The sequence below is a fragment of the Enterobacter sp. DTU_2021_1002640_1_SI_PRY_ASU_LCPMC_013 genome (assembly GCF_032389435.1).
Lineage (GTDB): Bacteria > Pseudomonadota > Gammaproteobacteria > Enterobacterales > Enterobacteriaceae > Enterobacter > Enterobacter hormaechei_C.
The window spans coordinates 3185170-3201198 of sequence record NZ_CP135594.1 but is presented as its reverse complement, the minus strand read 5'-3'; the positions used below and the strand labels follow the sequence as shown (position 1 = coordinate 3201198).

General features: G+C 46.7%; 12 protein-coding genes and 1 pseudogene. 6 read left to right on the top strand and 7 right to left on the bottom strand.

The genetic code is table 11. From position 1 onward, the window contains the following. Nucleotides 1–421 precede the first annotated feature (421 nt). Nucleotides 422–1340, bottom strand: a pseudogene (locus RS584_RS15400) (hypothetical protein). Between the two features lie 234 nt (nt 1341–1574). Continuing rightward, the gene (locus RS584_RS15395; protein ID WP_315748237.1) at nt 1575–2381 is read right to left on the bottom strand and encodes an SDR family NAD(P)-dependent oxidoreductase; all 807 of its coding nucleotides are present in this window, start codon (nt 2379–2381) and stop codon (nt 1575–1577) included. Between the two features lie 172 nt (nt 2382–2553). On the opposite strand from RS584_RS15395, the gene RS584_RS15390 reads away from it, so the two are divergent. Then, nucleotides 2554–3741, top strand: coding sequence for an MFS transporter (locus tag RS584_RS15390; protein WP_315748236.1), 1188 nt, complete (start codon nt 2554–2556; stop codon nt 3739–3741). On the opposite strand, the gene RS584_RS15385 is transcribed toward RS584_RS15390, so the two are convergent. The 3 genes from RS584_RS15385 to RS584_RS15375 all read right to left on the bottom strand — a co-directional run bounded on the left by RS584_RS15385 (nt 3718) and on the right by RS584_RS15375 (nt 8701). Next, nucleotides 3718–6492: a winged helix-turn-helix domain-containing protein gene (locus RS584_RS15385; RefSeq protein ID WP_315748235.1), complete on the bottom strand. Its 2775-nt coding sequence runs from the start codon at nt 6490–6492 to the stop codon at nt 3718–3720. The genes RS584_RS15390 and RS584_RS15385 overlap by 24 nt on opposite strands. A 467-nt stretch (nt 6493–6959) precedes the next feature. Next, on the bottom strand, nt 6960–7574 hold the full coding sequence (locus RS584_RS15380) for an EamA family transporter (RefSeq protein ID WP_315748234.1): 615 nt from the start codon (nt 7572–7574) through the stop codon (nt 6960–6962). A gap of 242 nt (nt 7575–7816) precedes the next feature. Next, complete coding sequence (locus RS584_RS15375; RefSeq protein ID WP_315748233.1) at nt 7817–8701, bottom strand: MurR/RpiR family transcriptional regulator; 885 nt, start codon at nt 8699–8701, stop codon at nt 7817–7819. Between the two features lie 76 nt (nt 8702–8777). On the opposite strand from RS584_RS15375, the gene RS584_RS15370 reads away from it, so the two are divergent. From RS584_RS15370 to RS584_RS15360, 3 genes are read left to right on the top strand one after another with little or no spacing between them, the layout of a single operon-like run. Next, on the top strand, nt 8778–9674 hold the full coding sequence (locus RS584_RS15370; protein WP_315748232.1) for an oxidoreductase: 897 nt from the start codon (nt 8778–8780) through the stop codon (nt 9672–9674). An 11-nt stretch (nt 9675–9685) separates the two neighbouring features. Next, nucleotides 9686–10057, top strand: a complete 372-nt coding sequence (locus tag RS584_RS15365) for a sulfite exporter TauE/SafE family protein (protein WP_315748231.1) — start codon at nt 9686–9688, stop codon at nt 10055–10057. Nucleotides 10058–10068: 11 nt separating this feature from the next. Continuing rightward, a complete protein-coding gene (locus RS584_RS15360) occupies nt 10069–10416 on the top strand; it encodes a hypothetical protein (RefSeq protein ID WP_315748230.1) in 348 nt (115 codons plus the stop codon). A 149-nt stretch (nt 10417–10565) separates the two neighbouring features. Here the strand turns inward: RS584_RS15360 and RS584_RS15355 are convergent, their stop codons facing one another. After that, complete coding sequence (locus tag RS584_RS15355) at nt 10566–11834, bottom strand: tyrosine-type recombinase/integrase (RefSeq protein WP_315748229.1); 1269 nt, start codon at nt 11832–11834, stop codon at nt 10566–10568. 1237 nt (nt 11835–13071) lie between these two features. Between RS584_RS15355 and ompC the strand changes: the two genes are divergently transcribed. Continuing rightward, complete coding sequence (ompC, locus tag RS584_RS15350) at nt 13072–14163, top strand: porin OmpC (protein ID WP_315749996.1); 1092 nt, start codon at nt 13072–13074, stop codon at nt 14161–14163. Nucleotides 14164–14246: 83 nt separating this feature from the next. Then, entirely contained in the window at nt 14247–14798 is a 552-nt protein-coding gene (locus RS584_RS15345; protein ID WP_315748228.1) for a hypothetical protein, read from the top strand. A 197-nt stretch (nt 14799–14995) separates the two neighbouring features. Here RS584_RS15345 and RS584_RS15340 read toward each other — a convergent pair whose 3' ends face one another. Continuing rightward, complete coding sequence (locus tag RS584_RS15340) at nt 14996–16027, bottom strand: ATP-binding protein (protein ID WP_315748227.1); 1032 nt, start codon at nt 16025–16027, stop codon at nt 14996–14998. Nucleotides 16028–16029: the final 2 nt, after the last annotated feature.

The following is a 16029-nucleotide window of genomic DNA, read 5'->3' as shown; positions in this document are numbered from 1 at the left end:
TAAGTCTTTCTGTGCAATGTATGTTTTCGTGTTTTTGCATGTGTAATGTATTGGTGAGTAAATTTTGGATTCGTTAATTGGAATATAATTACGAACCCATGTGTGTATTTAATGGTTGGATAAATTAAGGTTAATCTATTTTGCGCATTTTGGATTCGATCGAACCTATGCAAGTCGGCTAAATCCTCCTTGAATAAGGAGTGGCTTTTATGTATGTGTGGGGTTGTGAGCATTTAAGTACTGTTTTGTTTTTACATTTCTAATGCTTGGTAATTGATGATATGTATTTATACCCGTAATGCAGAAATATAATATCCCTTGAGGTGACAACGAAAAAAGAGTCAAAAAAACTAATTATGTCCGTATTACTGATTTTAGAGTCCTTAATACGGACATTTGGGTTTGGTAAAATTCACTTGCGTCAATCCGACATTGATGTGGGGGAACCGCGTACGAGTGCAGTTTTTAACGTATCACCACTGAGCCTGTCGGTAATGCCTTCGTCAGATGCCCATTGTTCGAAAATAGATAGTAGTTTGTACGGTTTACTAATTAATGGACGGATGACTTCATTGTTTTTACAGGCCAGCCAGAAAAAACGAGATAGTGGTGTTGATATTCGCGTTGCAGATAATGGGGGCACTCTGCTATTGGTTATGATGTCAATGACTTTATCAAGTTCAGCATGTCGAATAACAAACCAGGCATCCCGAGGTAAAATATGAGCCGGGAAATACTCTTTCCCCAGGTAGTTATTTATCTTCTTTGAGAATATCTCTTCATGTACATCTGGTGAAATGTTTTTAGGGAGTTGCATAATTTTTTGTGTTATTCTTTCTTCCCATGTCATTTTATCGAATAGTTGAAATGGTTCTCCTTGTAAGCTAACTGTTATGCCATGATTAAAATCAATAGCTCCTGTTACAGGTAATGGTATTTTAAGAGATTGGGCAAGTAATTTTTGTACTAGAACATATTCATATCCAATCAATAGAGTGTCAATAACTCTCTCTGTGGGAATGATATATTTGCCAGTAGTGCTAACAATAAAATTATGTCCTTCAATAAACGCTTTTTTGTCAAGAAGGCATAAACGATTTATTGATGACGTATCAGATGGTCTGAGCCTTACTTTGTAGCCCGACCTCTGTATTTTTCGTAATGTAATTGGCGACTGAAAGTAAATAGAGAGATGAATGCTGCCATGTAATGCATGCCTGTAAATGTCACTTTTTTTTAATTTTCAGTCCTTTTTTATTTATCACTTCGACTGCTTCACGGATAGTCAGCCAGTCAGGCGAACTATATTTTGTGTTTGATAGTGTTTGTTTTTTTGACATAGTGGTTCACCTCTGTTTCTATTTTTTTAAAAAACACCATGAATTTTCCAGTGAAATTAATTTCATGGTGCGGGATCTATTACGTTATAATATTTGGATTATATTGACGCGGGGGCTTCTTAGCGTTTCAGTCCCCCATGTCCGGCCTCATATTTCGCAGTGATTGAAAAGAAGAACAAATATCAGGTTAAACTAATTCAATCCTCAAACATTATTTAAGTTGAATGGAAGATATTACATAAATCTGTCTGCTCCGCCTGATGCTTCAATTGTCTGTCCAGTAACAAACTGATTCCTCCCAGAAAGTAGGAACGCAGCAATTGCAGCAATATCTTCAGGAAGTCCAAAGCGGCCCACAGGCGTTTTCTCTTTACCCAGTAATGCCATTACCTCTTCGTCTGTTCTGTCAGCCAGTTCAGGACGACGATTGCGGACATTCGGTAGCATGTTCTGCGCCCAGTTATCCGTCGCGACAGCACCCACTCCGATCGCATTGACCAGAATGCCATCCGGAGCCACGCTAAGTGCTAAACTACGGGTCAGGTTGTTGATAGCGGCGCTCAGTGCGTGTGAGGCGGTAAGTTGCGGATTAGGGTAGATTCCGCCAATGGATGAGATATTGACAATACGCCCCCAGTTTCGTCTCTGCATCCCGGGGATGATTACCTTACAAAAACGTCGCATGGCGGAGAATTTGGTCTCAGTCATTATCTGCCAGTCTTCTTCCGAAGTGGTTAACAGCGTGCCCGCATGGGCTCTTCCGGCATTGTTCACCAGTAAATCAATACGCTGATAAACCTTTTCCGCTTGTTCAACCACTAAAGAAGGTAGTCTGGGATCAGTCACATCCCCGGCAATAGGCAGCACCGAAACACCGTATTTATCTGAAATTTTTTTCGCAGCAAGAATCAGCTCAGGTTCTCGTCTGGCCACCATGACTAAATGCACACCATTCACGGCCAATTCTTCACAAATGCTGAAACCAATTCCGGTACGGGCTCCAGTTACCAGAGCCACTTTTCCAGTCAGTTTTAAATCCATTTGTTGCTCCTCAAGTTAAGCACAGTCAATAACATGAGCAGTATTAGTAACAAATCTCTTTTTCAGGAGCTTGTGCATCAGAATTCAGGTGTCTGAAAAAAATGGTCAAAGAGTTGGGTGTCGCCTTTGCTTATACTCCAGACAATATTGAGTTTAGTGCCAGGAGTGGTCAATGCGTTCGGACAATCACGAGCTTTCTTCTGCCAGGATTCTTATGCTGGGGATTATTTGTTGTATTGTTGTGGCTAATATTTATTTTAATCAATCTGTCCTGAATTTAATTGCCGGATCCTTTCCCAATGAATGGGGGGCTGTTTCTTTGATCCCCATGGGCACCCAGTTAGGCTATGCGGTGGGCTTATTCTTTCTGATCCCACTGGGCGATTATATTGAACGTCAGCGGCTTATCCTGCGTCAAGCGCAGGTGCTTTTCCTGGCACTGATCGGCATGATGTTATCCCCAACGGCGACAGTGTTGGTGTTCTTCTCCTTCCTTACCGGGATGGCTGCAACAGTAGCCCAACAGATAGTGCCGCTTGCCGCCTCGCTTTCCAGAACTTCTGCACGAGGTAAAACCGTGGGTACGGTGATGAGCGGTGTCCTGGCAGGTATCCTTGCTGGCCGGGCTATCGGAGGCCTTATTAGTCAGTATTTCGGCTGGCGCGGTGTCTTTTTGTCCGGCGCGATCATGACATTGCTGGCTATATTTTTCATCTTGCGCATTTTGCCTGCTCAGTCGTTGCCAACGCCAAAGTTTAACTATCTGGCGGTATTACGTTCATTAGGACAGCTGTGGAAAAGCGAGCCGCAGGTGCGTAGTGCAACTCTTACACAAGCAATGCTGTTTGCCTCCTTCAGCGTGCTGTGGACCGTGCTCCCTTTCTGGTTAGCTCATCGCTACGATTATGGTGCAGGGGTAACCGGAACCCTGGCTGCTTTGGGGTTAATCGGTATTTTGTGCGCGCCTCTGGCGGGAAGTTTCAGCGATCGTCAAGGACCATTCCGAATGGTTGTTTTTGGTGTGATACTCATGTTGCTAGCCTGGGCTGTTTTTTGGAGATGGAACAGTATGGCGGGTATGGTGGTGGGCATTCTACTACTGGATGCGGGTGAACAATGTGTACTAATAGCTAATCAGCACACGATTTACTCTTTGCGTCCGGAGGCCAGAAACCGCCTTAATACACTATTTATGTGCGTTATGTTTATTGGCGGAGCATGTGGCTCACTGACTGCCACCTGGATATGGGAGACAACTCATAACTGGGCGCTGATTTCTACAGCGGGGGCAGGGCTCGTGATCCTGGGGATGTTAATAACCGTGAGACGTAAATATTCAGGTCTCAATTCGGGCACATAGTGCCATAGCATTTTTTACATCCGTCGCCCTATCTGAGACATCAACATCATGTAAAGCGTCCTGTATCAATTGTTTAGCAGCCCATTTTTCCCCGGCTTCAGCCTGCAATGTCGCCAATGAATAAGCAATACGGAGGGCCCAGCCATGAGCCTGTTGCTGGTGCGCTTTGTCCAGGGCCTGCTCCAACAGCAGGCGTTGCTCCTGAGGAGGTAATTGAGTGGCAGAAAGACGCATCAGCTCAGGCGTGCACCAGTTTTCATGATCCTGGCGGGCGGTTCTCAGCGATAACCCGGTATCAATTTCCGACAACAAGGGGGAATATTGCCAGTCTAATCCCATAGCCCGCAACGAGCTAAACAGTGTGGTCTGACTAACATCGGTATGACTGAACTGTTTGGCCCAAACAAGAAACAGCTCGCCGTATGTCTTCCAGAAATACAAATCATGCCTTTCTGCAAGATGAATAAGCCAGTTTGCGGCCCTTATAACCCAACGTGGATTACGATCCAGTGCCGCTGTCATACAAGCGCCTTCAGCCAGTGCACAGCAAAGAGAGCAGACATGCTGCAAACGAGCGGCTTTTTTAACACCGCGCCATGCCATATGTTTCGCGGCCTTATACTCACCCTGTAACCATAGTAAACGAGACAGAAAGGCCTGACCGGCGGTCTCTTGATCAAGACCAAAACGGAAAGAGTGACTTAATTCGCCATGTTCATACCAGTCAAGAGATTGCTGGAGATAATCACGCCCGACATAATGACGTCCCAAAAAATGCAGGGATACACCGAGAATACGCAGCCCGGTTGCCATCGCCTCCTCGTCACTAATGGACCGTGCTAGCTCGCACATAGATTGCGCATGCTCAAGCGCTTTATCCAGCTCGCCAGTACGGAGATAATACAACCATAATCCGTAATGAGCCTGTAAACGTATTTCTTTGTCGTCGAGCTTTTCTGCAAGCGCCAGTGCAGTTTTCCAGGCTGAATGTGTTTCAGGCGTAGGGCCTTTTGCCCAGGTTGACGCCTTACCTGCTACAGCGCTGAGATTCATTCTCTGGTGCAGCGTTAATACTACCCGAGAAGTATTTTCATAAAGCAGAGGATAGATATAGCGCTGACATTCATCGTAGAGTGAATATTCAATCCAAAAAGGGGTCATCTCTTGTAAGATCTCAAGCCCTTTAGAGGGATCAGCCCCCTCAGTCAACGTTTGCTGTAATACACTCCGCAAATCATTAAGCATATGGCTATAACGTTCACGCCACTGTCCCGTTGGCAGCATAAACCAATCACCTCGGGCCTCTTCTACCAGATCTTTATAATAACCGGCAAAACGGGCCTCAATACCAGTATATTCACCCTGTTGCCTGAGTTTATCGCATGCGAACTGGCGCATGGTTTCCAGCAGGCGGAAACGGGTCTCTGGTACCTGAGTACTGACCTGAATCAGGGATAAAGACAGCAATCTTTGCAGATCGTCAACAACCTGCCAGCGATGTTTGTCTTTAATAAGCAGAAAGTCGCTTACTGATTTCACACTGAACATATCGGTATAGATCCCCAGAGAGCAAAATAATCTTTGTTCACGTGTGTTGAGTAACTGATAAGTCCACTCCAGCGTGGTCAGTATTTGCTGATGTCTGGGCACCAGAGAGCTGTGCGTATTGCTCAATAGCTGGAAACGGTCTTCCAGTCGGCTATAGATCTCTTTGACACTCATGACTGGCAGACGGGAGGCCGCAAGTTCAATCGCCAACGGCAGACCGTCAAGATGACGGCATAACTCGCCAATCAACGACAGTTCGCTGGCTGATGGATGGAAATTATGTCGGTTGGCCTGCCCGCGTTCGATAAAGAGGCGGACACTGGAAAAAGTCAGTAAATCGTGGGTATCAGCCTCTTCGCTCTCAGGAACTTGTAATGGCGGTAGTAGATATTGTTGCTCGCCGGCAACCTGTAACGCTACCTGGCTGGTCAACAACAGTTTTATATGGGGAGCCAGGTGCAGGAGAAACGTAATAACTGCTTCCAGTTCACTAATTACATGTTCACAGTTATCAATCAGCAGTAAACATCGACGCCGTGCAAGCTGTTGCCGTAAATTGGCATCATTATGAATGGCAGCTAATGGAAGATGGAGCGCTTGTGAAATAACAGATAGCAAGCTGGATGCTTCGGTGATATGCGCCAGTTCAGCCACACATATACCATCAGGAAAATGCGAGTGTGTAAGGCTGACGACTTCCCATGCCAGACGAGTCTTACCCACGCCCCCTGAGCCTGTAATCGTCACCAGACGGTATTGATCCAATAAGGCGCATAATTCCTGCACAGCTTTATCACGCCCCAGAATCGACGCTAGAAAAGGGGTAATAGCGGGCTCAGGTATTTTTGATTTAGAGAGCGGTTCAGTTGGCGATTTGTTGATATTAAAGCGATAACCACAACCAAATTCAGTAACCAGTAGATGGCGGTCATGTCCCAGTATGCGGCGTATAGCTGAAATTTGTGCCTGAAGATTATTTTCTTCGACGATTTCATTTCCCCACACTTGCGTAAGTAAAGATTCTTTACTTACCGCTTTACCTCTGGCACTCACCAGAACAACCAGAACATCAAAAGCTCTGGCAGAAATTCTTACTGGCTTACCCCGATGTAACAGAATCCTTAGCTGTGGCCAGATTTGCCAGTCAGCAAAGTGAATCTCATCAATTGATATCATAGTGTTGAGATTTTCTGTTTTGAGCATCACGAACTCTCGCTATGGAGTAAGCCATTTCTAACGAAAGCGGTTATCAGAATCAGGCTACATGTTGAATGTGTTGCATCGGAGTATCACTATTCAATACCACTTTTACCGTTAATGATTATAAAGCCAATAGTGCTATGTGGCATAGCTTTGCGATCAAACTGGTGATGAAAACTGAACTATCTATGCCAGCCATATCCCATCAGGCCTGGCTGGAAAAGCACTCACATGGATAATCATTCGACTAGGGATTAACCTTCAAATAACAGCGTGTGTCCATAGAACATTTAAATAATGGTGGTACGGGATGCCAATACTAGGACTGATGGCGGTTTATACAGTCTTATCTCAATGGCGCTAACAGCCACAGACAGAGGAAGCGGACTTGATACCTGTACCATGAACAGAGTATATCGACGAACGATCCACGCTGACAATGAGACGACGATTGGCATCCAACGAAGCGATCAAAGGCTAATTATTGCGATGCCGGTCAGCACCATCACTGCACCGGCAATCCGGCGTGCCAGATGATTTTCACGAAACAGGCAGTACGAAAGAAGAGAGCCGACAATAATGGATGTTTCCCTGAGAGGAGCGACGAGTGCCAGTGGCATGCTCTGCATGGCTGTCAGTACAAGGATGTAGGCAAGGGGAGAGCATACAGCAATGATAAGGATTGGGATGATATCCACACGTACAGCAGTTGGAATGCGATTTCGTCGCCGCATCGCACCAGGGGTAAGAATAAGACTCTGTAGCAGGAGTGTGCTGGCGTAGTAGCTCACTGGATTCAGGTGCAGAGAGATTACCGAATAACCGTCCCAGAGTGTATAGCCAGCGATGGCGGTGCCTGTCGCTGCCCCCCAAAGCATTCCCTGTAGTGGTCGGCTTCCGCTCCTGAACGGATTGCCGGTGACAACGAAAATACCAGCGATAACGATAAAAGCGCCGAGTAAAGCGCCTGGTGAAAGCCGTTCTCCCATGAGAAGGGTTGCAAACAGTATCGTCAGAACTGGTCCACTTCCCCGGGCAATCGGATAAACAACACCCAGTTCGGCGTGCTCGTAGCCAGCCTGCAAGATTAGAGAATAAGCGATATGAAGTGCAGACGAGATAACTGCGCCGACAGCGAGTCTCCAGTCGAGCTCCTGTTGTCCCTCAACTATCAGAATGAGGCTGAACGGGACCTACAGCAATGCTGAGGCACAGCTGTACGCCCAGACGAACACAAGAGTGTCTTCCCTCTTGTATTTTGAGGCTATATTCCATACTGCATGAGCTACCGCAGCAGTAAGAATCATTGCTACCGTGCTGAACTGCATCAGGACATATCGGGCAAATCAATACCCGCCCGTTCAGCCCGGCGACTTTGTTCTTTATCCCGCAGAGTGAGAGCAGCGACCAGCGTATCAATAACGACGAGCTGGGCCAGTCGACTCCCGGCAGCGGCCATCTGTGCCGGGAGTGGCATTCCGCCAACAACGAGCGAAACGTTGGCGAGTGTCGCCAGTGGGGTATCGTACTGGTTAGTTATTGCAATAAGCGATGCTCCTGCCGAGGATGCTGCATCAGCGATGGAGAGTGTGGATGATGTACGCCCTGTTGAACTGACGACGATGATGACGTCGCCTGGACCGAGTAGACGAGCAGCAATCATCGCTGATAAATAATCCTGGATACTGACGGTTATCACACCCGCCGTCCGCAAACGAAAGACCGCATCAGCGGCAACCGTCGCAGAGGGACCAGCACCAAATGCAAATACCTGGCGTGCGCTCTGGATTAAATCGACCGCCTCATCAAGTGCGGAGATTTCGATAGCACCGCTGAGCGCAGTCAGTGCGTCTACACCAGCACGAATTGATGTTTCCAGCACTGATGCCAGCGTCGCATCCGCTGTAAGAACTTCAGGCGGGGCAAAGAATTGGGCAGTGCCACGAGCCCGGGCAATCTCTATCTTGAGTTCAGTGAACCCGGTGAACCCGATCGCTCGTGCAGCGCGTATTACTGTCGGCGGTGATACACCAGCACGGGTGGCAACCTGTGCTGCCGTGCTTGTACCGACAAACAAAGGATCGACAAGCAGGAGATCGACAACTTTAGCCTCACTTGCAGCGATGTCGCCGCTTCGGGCGTGAATGCTGCCAAGCCATTGCTGTAACCGCTGCTCACCTTCTGAAATTCTATTACCAATTTCTTTGTTCATATGTAATATATTACATGTCCTTTGGGAAGGGCACAACCACCACGTAATTAGATTCTGTTGCAAGGAGTCCGCATTCATGAACACTGAAATCAATACAGTTGTTGCTGTTTTAGGTCCAGGTGCCATCGGCACAACAGTCGCGGCGGCGTTACACGAAGTCGGCCGCACACCATTGCTGTGTGGACGTACTCCCCGCGATCGCCTGACCTTGCAAGATGGCGACCGCTTTATCACCGTACCCGGTCCGGTACAGACGAATCCGGCACAAATCACTCGCACGGTTGATCTTATCTTTCTGGCAGTCAAGTCCACACAAATCGACGCGGCAGCAGAATGGCTCAGGGCGTTGACTGGCCCGGAGACGGTTGTCTGCGTGCTCCAGAACGGGGTCGAACAGTTGGACAGGCTCGCTACGTACTCTCTGCCCGGACAGATCGTTCCCGCTGTCGTGTGGTTCCCTGCACAAGCGCAGTCCGATGGCTCGGTACGCTTGCGTGGTGAGGCGCGCCTCAGCGTGCCAGACGCACCAGCTTCCCGTGTAGTGGCCGCAGCGCTGCAAGGCACGTGGTGCTCCGTAGATCTGGCCGCGAATTTCAGCTCCCTGGCCTGGCGCAAGCTGATGCAGAATGCGGTGGCTGGACTCATGGCACTCACGCACCGCCGCTCAGGCATGTTTGGCCGTGCTGATATCGCCAGGCTTACGCTGGCTTATCTGCAGGAATGCCTGACCGTGGCACGTGCAGAGGGCGCTGAACTCGGAGACGAAGTGCCGCAGGAGATCCTCGATAAGTTCCGGGTGGCTCCTGCAGACATGAGCACCTCCATCCTCACGGATCGAGAAGCTGGCCGACCGCTCGAATGGGATATCCGCAACGGCGTCATTGCGCGTCGCGGCCGGGTTCACAGCATTCCAACGCCGATCAGCGACATCCTGGTGCCGCTTCTTGCGGCTGCGAGCGATGGCCCTGGTTGATCCTAAAGCCGATGATTGCACTTTTACTTCTCTTCTTCCTCGCTCTCGGTGCCGGAGTACTCAGCGGTGTCGTCGGCACTGGCTCGTCGTTAATCATGCTGCCCGTCCTCGTCACCACGTACGGGCCACGGATTGCTGTGCCAGTTATGGCGATCGTCTCCCTTTTCGGCAACATGGGACGGGTGATTGTCTGGTGGCATGAGATTCGTTGGCGACCGGTGTTTGCCTATTCGTTGGCGGGAGTTCCTGCGGCTGTTCTCGGGGCGCACACGTTACTTACGATTTCTCCTGGCACAGTGGAGGTATTCCTGGCAGCTTTCTTCCTTGCGATGATCCCGCTGCGTCGTCTCATCAGACGATCGAATCTCCATCTGAACATCTGAACATCTGGCATATGAGCTTTGCCGGGGCGATCGTCGGGTTCCTGACCGGATTCGTGCTCTCTACCGGGCCGCTCAGTGTGCCAGTATTCACCGGCTACGGAATGAGTGGCGGCGTATTTCTGGGATCAGAGGCGGCAAGCGCAATCCTGCTCTACGCTGGCAAGCTAGCTACGTTCGGTATATCGGGCGCACTCGCGCAGCCTGTCCTCACACATGGACTTGCCATCGGCATCGCATTGTTCGTCGGTTCGATGATTGCGAAACGTCTCGTCCAGATACTCCAGACGCACATGTTCGAGCTTCTCATTGATGCCGTTCTCGTCGCTGGGGCAGTATGGATGATCCTTGCTCTCAAATGAAGTGGCACTCCAGGGCTGACGGCGCAAGCGTGTTGTTATCGTGTAACAGCTTTCTACAGGCAGCGACGGGTCGGGGTTGCGGGGTTGACAAGCCATCAGAAATGAATAAAGCTGTACTAGGGTATGCTGATACAGCTTTTTGTTATTGGTCATGCCGCTTCGTTGTTTTTATCCCGCCCTGTGTTAAAAGGTGGTACGTATGCGACCCGGCATGTATCGATATAATCTGACCACCACTGCATCATCGCCTTGCGGGCTTCCAGATGCTCAGCCTTATGAATGTAAGCCAGACGCACGGTGTTGCGCTCCTGGTGACTCATCTGGCGTTCCACCGCATCCTGTGACCATAAACCGGACTCCATCAGGGCGCTGCACGCCATTGCCCGGAAACCGTGCCCGCAGATATCCTGTTTCGTGTCATATCCCATCATACGTAGTGCCTTATTGACTGTATTTTCACACATCGGTTTATACGGATTATGGTCGCCGGGGAACACCAGTTCATACCCGCCGGATATTTCCTTAATCCGTCCCAGAATGGCTATGGCCTGTTCTGAGAGGGGGACAATATGAGCAGTGCGCATTTTGGCACCGCGTCCGGAGTAACGCACGTTTGCAATGAGTTCTCGAGTGGCGGGTATCGTCCAGACCCGGTTTCTGAAATCAATCTCTAACCAGCGGGTAAAGCGCAGTTCACTGGAACGGATGAACACATGCAACGTCAGCAGGACGGCCAGCCGTGTCAGTTCACGGCCCTGATGATAACCGTCAATCCGTTCAAGCAGTTCAGGCAGTCGTTCCAGCGGCAGGGCAGGATAATGCTGTCTGACGGGCGGAGCCGTCACGCCGTCAAGGTTTGCCGCCGGGGTACTGTCGATGAATCCCTGATGGACCGCATGCCGCATGATGTTGCATAGGTGCTGCCGCGTACGGGACGCGACTTCCAGTAGCCCTTTTTCCTCAATGCCTTTCAGCAGGTCAATGAAATGACGGGGTTTAAGCTCCGTGACGGACAGATGACCAATTACAGGAAAGATATGGTTGTTCATGCTGGCAAGCAGACGGTCAGCGGTGTTCTGCGACCACTTTTTATTGTTTTTATGCCATGCCAGCGCCACTGTTTTAAACACCTTCTCTGGTGTGCAGGCTCTGCGTTCAGCAGCCCTCTGCTGTGCCGGGTTGATGTTCAGCGCCAGCATCTTACGGATACCTACGCGCTGCTGGCGGGTATCAGACAGGGAGACGGCAGGCCAGGCACCCAGTGCAATGCGGGATTCTTTACCGTTTATACGATATTTGAGATACCAGTGACGTGAGCCGCCTGGTTTGATAAGAAGGTACAGACCGTGAGAATCAGAAACTTTGAAGGGTTTTGCGGATGGTTTTAAGTTGCGGATTTTTGAGTCGTTAAGGGACATTTGGGGGTCACTCCGTCATCGAACTAACCTGACCCCAGATTTGACCACCAATTTTTCCCGATGCGGAGGGTAAAATCAAAATGCACCGGGAAGAGTTTTCACGCTAACCTCTTGAATCAACATCAGATAAGGATTCGCAAAGATGCATGAAAACAGGAAATTGGCTCCTCTGACTGGACTCGAACTAGTGACATACGGACTCTTCGCCCTGTTGGGACAGAACACATAAGGAAAGATCCACAAGCCAATACAAATCATAAAATCCTTAATACAACAATGATCCCTCTGTTTAGAACCAGAGGTGGGCAATAAGATAACAACATGCAAGTACAGCTGTTTCGGTGAAAATTAGTTTATTTCTATTTTGAGAATGACAAGGAGGATCTCGTTTAATTATTAAGGAACAACGATTCGAAATTAAATACTCAGCTGCATGAAAGACGTATAGGTGTTGCCGGGACTCCCCCCGTTATTCAGTTGTACGAGCACAGGCGTCATACTCTGTAGCCTCCATCTGGCTTCAGGGTAACACTCTTCGCCATAGACAGTACTTTATGAGTCAGTGCTGATATACACGACGGTGTACGGTTAAAGAAAATGTTAAATTCTGGGGTGAATATTGCACGTATTTCATGCTAAGTCATTTCCAGTATCGGTTAAAACGCATTATCACACGGCACGTTAGCGTTCCTTAGGGATATCAAACCACATCATTGCGGCTGAACATTATGGGCCATAATAATACCGTCCAACCAGCTATAGACAGTATTCATGATCCTCCATGTCAGCTCTCGGGATGGTCAAAATAAGAATGGGTAATTTAGAATTAGTCTGTATATGATTGTCGTTACTATTATTGAGAATGAAACTATTTCAGCGTGGGGGTGTCTCAGAACCAGAACGTTATATTCACTTTCTACACCTTTCCTCAATATTCTGCACCTGCTCTCAATGTATGTTTCATACTATTACAAAGTATTATTTTTGGTGTTATTAGTTGCTTTGTGATGTTTTTTAGGATGATTGTTCTGTTTTTGTTTTAAATTTACAGCCTAAAAGATTTTAGTTCTACAGGGAGGTGGGAGAGATAATATATATCATCAGTGTTTGTAAGATTTTATAAAAACAGGTGTTGATTTTGTTTTTTCTGATGATATACAAACGTCTCAACCCCGGGGTTATATTTTAACGTGATGGGGTAAATACAGTGGCTAAATTTAATAGAAGAGATTAAATGATGAAAAAAACAATTCTCGCTGTTTTAGTGGCTATCACGGCTACTCAGTCAGCCTGGGCTGCAGAAATTTATAACAAAAACGGAAACAAGCTCGATCTCTATGGTAAAGTCGACGCGCGCCATGTTACGTCCAAAAATAAAGGGGCTGATGGTGATGCTACCTATGTCAGACTCGGTTTTAAGGGGGAAACCCAGATCAATGACCAACTGACCGGCTATGGGCGGTGGGAGTATAATATACAGGGCAACAAACCTGAGAAATCAGACAACAGCAGCTGGACGCGTCTGGCATTTGCAGGACTGAAATTTGGTGACTATGGTTCCCTGGATTACGGGCGCAATTATGGGGTGGTCTACGATGTCGAGGCATGGACGGATATGCTGCCTGTTTTTGGGGGCGATACCTATACAAAAGCTGATAATTTTATGACGGGTCGTGCCAGCAATCTTGCAACGTATCGTAATACTGATTTCTTCGGACTCGTGGACGGCCTTACATTTGCCCTGCAATATCAGGGTAAAAATGGAAGCCCCACGGAAAATAACAATGGGCGGGCAAATGTGCTTTCTCAGAATGGTGATGGCTGGGGAGGATCAGTTTCCTATAACTTTGGTATGGGCATTTCAGCGGCAGCTGCCTATTCGAATTCAAACCGTACACAACAGCAGCGTGCAAATACCCTTAACGACGCGAAACAGGCTGAAGTATGGGCTACAGGAGTAAAATATGACGCAAATAATATCTACCTGGCTGCAACATATGCTGAAACGCGTAATATGACTGCGCTCGCAGGCAATATTACAGGGGTAACTGATAAGACTAAAAACCTTGAACTGTTGGCACAATATCAGTTTGATTTTGGTTTACGTCCATCCCTTGGTTACCTGCAGTCTAAAGCCTCTAAAGAGGGTGTGGGTGATTTTTATCAGGTAAAATATATAGACATTGGTACCTACTATTACTTTAATAAAAATATGTCGGTGTATGCAGATTATAAAATCAATCTGCTAAGAAATAATAACAATGCTGTCCGTACGCTTGGTATTAATACAGACAATGTTGTTGGTTTTGGGGCTGTTTACCAGTTCTGATGTTAACCCTATACCAGTTAAAGATGGCTGGTGTAGGGTTTTATTTTATAAATGCCTAATCGCTTCAGGAAATAATGTGTATCATGGGTTCGCTAAAGATAGAGATAGATGATGAATTGAAAGCATCAGTGAATGCTAAGATAAAGTTAATCAACATTACCCCAACTGAAGTCGTGACGTTATTATATCAATATATTGATGATCATGATTGCTTTCCCTTTGTTACAAAAAACAATTTCAGTAACAAGGGTGATATCTTAAAAACAATTCACAATGACATTAAGTCAGTTATATTAATACTGTCGGGTATTGTAAGTCAGATGGTTGTGAAGGGGCGAGTGGATAAATCCCTCATGTGTTCATCGATTGCTGGATTGAAAATATCCCGGGAGTTTCTTAAAGAAGGTAAAAATACATTATCTGCTGAAATCCACAACGAACGATGTTCGAACTTAATACTTGACATTATCGTCGCTATTGATTCAGCGATCATACAATGTGAAATTACAAGCGCTGCTAGTCAGGACGATTTTATATTAATGGAGTACTCATCTGTGACAAAAATTAATGCAGAGCTTGCTGCATTAGAACGTTATGAACACTCATGGTCCTGCATGAGTTCGTTTGATTTTTGATATTTTCACGTAATGCAACTGAATGTTACTGTCATTCACTGCTTTTTACTTTATGTGGATTATATTTAGTCCCCCAGCCCCTGAACTGAATTTAATGTATCTTCATAAATATTTATAATAGCACTATGCTCTCAACAAGGTAATCATTTCAAGTAAAATGCGTAATCCGGCCTGGATATAAGTTCTATTAAAACTCATTAAAGAATAATTTTGAAAACCGTTCCCCCGTTGCAGTTCATATCACACGTAACTGAACCTCCATGAGCATCAGCAATAGCTTTGACAACAGATAATCCAAGACCAGATGAATTGCGGGTAAGACGTTGTGTTTCATGTATGCGATAAAAAGGTTTAAATATATGAGCACGATGTTCTTCAGGTATCCCGGGCCCCTGATCCTCAACGGAGATTATTATTTTATTATGCGTACAATAACATGATAAGGATATTTTACCTTCATTGGAATATTGTAATGCATTATGAAGTAGTGCCATTACAGCTTGTTTCAGTCGTACGTTGTCAACATATCCGACAATCTCTTCTGCCCGGATATCAAGGTTTTTATTGTGAAGCTGGAACTCTGGGGTGACATATTTCTTGATTTCCAGCAGCATTTCATTAATGGATGTGTGCTCTCTGTACAATCTTATTTTCCCTGAATCCGCAAGGCTCACAATACGTAAGTCATCAATCAGCGAAGCCAGGTTATCAACATGATTTAGGAGTAACAACGTGTGTTCATGATCGGATTGCATGACACCATCCAGAACTGCCTGTAAGTTACCCCGCAGGATAGTCACTGGTGTTCGCAGTTCATGAGCGATAGTCGCGTTCCATACCTGCATATCTCTTGACATGATTTCCAGCTTTTCGGCCATTAAATTAAAATCTCTGACCATATTGTCAAGTTCAATCAGTTCATTATGTCCACTGTCGGCACGGGCTTTAAGATCACCTTCAGCGATAGATCTTGCTGCAGAAGCTATAGAGGCGAGCGGCGGAGATAGCCTTTTGGTAAAGGTGACAGAAAAAAAGAAGGCGATAAGAATGGAGGTTAATGTGGAGACTAATGTATTGAGATAGTCAAAATCATCCGGGACCATCTCATCCATATTCAGATTAACCAAGAATCCGTAGATATAGTACACTAACGTTGTGACAACCATAACAAGAATTGTCAGAATACTGAGAAGTTCAAAAAGCTTTTGAAGAATTGTCTTTCTTTTCATAA

Bases quoted from the DNA above. Each gene is read 5' to 3' on its own strand.
- RS584_RS15390 (WP_315748236.1), top strand. From the start codon at position 2,554: ATGCGTTCGGACAATCACGAGCTTTCTTCTGCCAGGATTCTTATGCTG.
- RS584_RS15385 (WP_315748235.1), bottom strand. From the start codon at position 6,492: ATGCTCAAAACAGAAAATCTCAACACTATGATATCAATTGATGAGATT.
- RS584_RS15340 (WP_315748227.1), bottom strand. From the start codon at position 16,027: ATGAAAAGAAAGACAATTCTTCAAAAGCTTTTTGAACTTCTCAGTATT.
- RS584_RS15355 (WP_315748229.1), bottom strand. From the start codon at position 11,834: ATGTCCCTTAACGACTCAAAAATCCGCAACTTAAAACCATCCGCAAAA.
- RS584_RS15360 (WP_315748230.1), top strand. From the start codon at position 10,069: ATGAGCTTTGCCGGGGCGATCGTCGGGTTCCTGACCGGATTCGTGCTC.
- RS584_RS15365 (WP_315748231.1), top strand. From the start codon at position 9,686: ATGATTGCACTTTTACTTCTCTTCTTCCTCGCTCTCGGTGCCGGAGTA.
- ompC (WP_315749996.1), top strand. From the start codon at position 13,072: ATGAAAAAAACAATTCTCGCTGTTTTAGTGGCTATCACGGCTACTCAG.
- RS584_RS15345 (WP_315748228.1), top strand. From the start codon at position 14,247: ATGGGTTCGCTAAAGATAGAGATAGATGATGAATTGAAAGCATCAGTG.
- RS584_RS15395 (WP_315748237.1), bottom strand. From the start codon at position 2,381: ATGGATTTAAAACTGACTGGAAAAGTGGCTCTGGTAACTGGAGCCCGT.
- RS584_RS15375 (WP_315748233.1), bottom strand. From the start codon at position 8,701: ATGAACAAAGAAATTGGTAATAGAATTTCAGAAGGTGAGCAGCGGTTA.
- RS584_RS15370 (WP_315748232.1), top strand. From the start codon at position 8,778: ATGAACACTGAAATCAATACAGTTGTTGCTGTTTTAGGTCCAGGTGCC.